Origin of the sequence: Mesorhizobium sp. B2-8-3 (assembly GCF_006440815.1) — a bacterium.
GTDB lineage: Bacteria > Pseudomonadota > Alphaproteobacteria > Rhizobiales > Rhizobiaceae > Mesorhizobium.
On record NZ_VFTW01000055.1, the window covers coordinates 1 to 3,174 of the forward strand.

A 3,174-nucleotide genomic window follows, 5' to 3' on the forward strand; every position below is an offset into this window, starting at 1 on the left:
GAAGCCTCGACCTGGCTGGAGAGCCGCGGCGACGATCTCAACGACGCCGAGCGCGCCTTCATCAAGGCAAGCCAGGATCACGCCCGGCAAGAGGCCGAGGAAGAGCTCGAGCAAGCACGCGAACGCGAGCGACTGGCAAACGAGCTCGCGAAGGCCGCGAACGAGAGCGAGAAACGGGCGAAAGAGCTCGCGGTAGCAGCGCAGGAACTTGCCGACACTCGCGGGCGCGCGCTGCAAGATGCAGAACGTGCCCGCAAGCGACAGAAGCGCATGAACAATTGGCTGCGCGGCGCACTCGCCTCTCTCCTGATAACATTGATGGTCGGCACGTATTTCTATGTGCGAGCAAAGTGGCAGAGCAATATTGCGTCGCTTAATCAAGCTAGCGCTCTCACAGCACTTAGCAAAGCCGAAATCGCCGCCGGTCGAACAGACACCGCACTTCGATTGGCTCTTGCTTCTTTTGGCTTGTTGCGCAAAGCAGGTTTAGACGTCCCCCGGAACGTCATTGCTGGAATACTGGAAGCCGATATTCAAAATCGCCTTTTTTTGGAGTTAGGTGATCCCCTAAGCGAAATTGACGACGCCGCCTTCAGCCAGGATGGGCAACAGGTCGTAACGGCTGGCACGCACGTAAAAGTGTGGAACGCTATTACTGGCAAACTTGTCGCTTCGCTTGGCGCCGAAACCAATTTTTTTAGCTCGGCTACATTTGACCGATCGGGAACTCGTATTTTAACGCTTTCTTCTGGAAGCAGCGCCCGAGTTTGGGATGCGAGGAGCGGAACCGCGCTTCTTTCAATCGGTGGCGGTAGTCGACTGTATACAGCCATTCTAAGTCCAGATGGCTCTCGTATATTGACAACCGCAGAGGATACTCCCCCGAAAATATGGGATGCTGCGACAGGACGAGAACTTGTAAAGTTAGCTGGACATACGGATCTAGTCGATTCGGCAACGTTTAGTGAAGATGGGTCTCGCGTGGTGACGGCGTCCAGGGACGGAACCGTACGCGTCTGGGACGCTACTACCGGAAGGCAGCTATCTATACTAGAGGGTCACACCGACATCGTTGTCTCTGCTGTTTTCAGCCCTGATGGCAACCGCATCGCAACCGCATCTTGGGACCGAACTGCCCGAATCTGGGATGCGGCCAGCGGCAAGTCACTTTTGGTACTAGGGGGGAAAGGTGACCCGCTTCGCACGGTTGTTTTTAGTCATGATGGACTCAAATTGCTCACGGATGCGGGATCTGCAGCTAGCTTCAACGACGGGAATACCGTGCACATTTGGGACGCCACAAACGGAAACAAGCTTCGCGACCTTGCCTTACCTAAGGGGAGCGTTGCCTCTGCAGCGTTCAGTGCTGACGATACTCTTATCCTAACGCTCTCGGCGAAGGAAATCGGTTCAAATTCGAACAACAATACCGCGCGACTGTGGGACGTCAAGACTGGAGATGAGCTGGCCACATTCGGAGAGGAGTACGAGGATATTCTCTCTGCCGCATTTAGTCCCGATGGGTCGCGCGTCGTCACGACATCAAGCGGTCATAAAGCAAAAATATGGGATGCCCGTAGGAATCGTGCACAGCTGGTATTACGTGGACATCACAATACCGTTGATTCCGCCGTATTCAATTCTTTGAATACGCGAATCATGACGACTTCTTGGGACAGCTCGGTTGCGCTTTGGGACGCTGCAACTGGAGAGCTACTATTGCAAATTAGCGGTAAGAAGGTCGCTCCATTCGCACGCTTTAGTCCCGACGGCTCGCGAATATTGACTATCACGCAGGAGGGCACCTCTGCAACGATATTGGATGCTGAGACGGCGCGAGAAATTCTAACGTTGATCGGACATGAAGATATAATTACTTCTGCAAGTTTTAGCCAAGACGGCTCCCGCGTAGTGACTGCGTCGAAGGATAAGACAGTGCGCGTCTGGGACGCTACTACAGGAAGGCAGTTGTCTGTACTAGTGGGGCACTCCGAGGCTGTTCTTTCTGCTGTTTTCAATCCTGATGGCACGCGCGTCGCTACGACCTCCTCGGATCAGAGTGTTCGCGTCTGGGACTCCGCAACTGGGAAAGAGGTATTGGTACTTGCAGGAAACGAGGGTCCAGCTGCCGCGGTTTTCTTCAACTCTACAGGAACCCGACTTATAGCAGAATTTGGGAATGAAGGTGTTTTCAATCGGGGGTCTGGGTACAACGTGCGATTATGGGATGCTAATAGCGGTAAGAGGCTTTTAGAAGTGAAAGGATTCCAAGTTGGAGTTGTGGCGGTTAGTCACGACGGGAGTCGATTGATAGCTGGAATGGATGCAGGAATAGCGCAGATGTGGGACACGATGGATGGTAAACTTCTGAGCACTCTTAGAGGACATTCGGACTACGTGGACAATATAGTTTTTAGTCACCACGATGAGTTTGTCGCTACTTCGGCCAACGTTCGTAACGGACTTTATGAGAATACTGATACGACGGTGCGACTGTGGCAAACGCAGACAGGTAACGTGGTTAGAGTACTGAAAGGGCACCGGAATGTCGTCATGACTATCGAATTTAACAAGGATGATACTGAGATAGTAACGGCCTCTCTCGATGGAACTGTTGGCCTTTGGAGTCTGCGCACTGGAGAAGAGATAGCGTCCATGCCTACCAACGTTGGCTACGTTTACTCTGCATCGTATGACGCTGACAGTTCACGAGTGGTCATGGCCTCTGTCGACGGCACTGCAACAGTGTGGACTGTGTCTGGAGACCAAGTAATTGATACGGCCTGCCTCCGTCTAGCTCAAACAAAACTTTCTCAAACCGAGTTGGACCGACTGGGGCTCCGCGCGACAGACGACCCGTGTACTGCACGGTATTGACTCGGGTCGTGGACCTGCCACGTCGGCATTTTTTAGCAGCCTGTGCAGCGTGGCAACATAAGCGCACTAAAGGCAGAGAAGAGTCGACCGCCTGCATAATATCTAATATAAGTGATCCACTTGCGCTGATATTTGCGAAGATCGTTGCGCTGGCTCTTGGCGTGATCGGGCGGGTCTCATGACGACGCAGTACACGCGGCCGGTGGCGAGCATCCGCGGGGAGAGCGGAGCGATCTGCGGCAGCGGCTGGTTGGCGCTTGGCCGTTATGTGGTCACCTGCGCACATGTACTGAACGA

The 3,174-nt window shown here is 53.7% G+C and carries 1 protein-coding gene; it reads left to right on the forward strand.

Going from position 1 to position 3,174, the window contains the following annotated elements:
• A partial coding sequence (locus FJ418_RS31750) for a hypothetical protein (protein ID WP_210243181.1) occupies window positions 1-2,877 on the forward strand: 2,877 nt, incomplete at its 5' end.
• Window positions 2,878-3,174 lie beyond the last annotated feature (297 nt).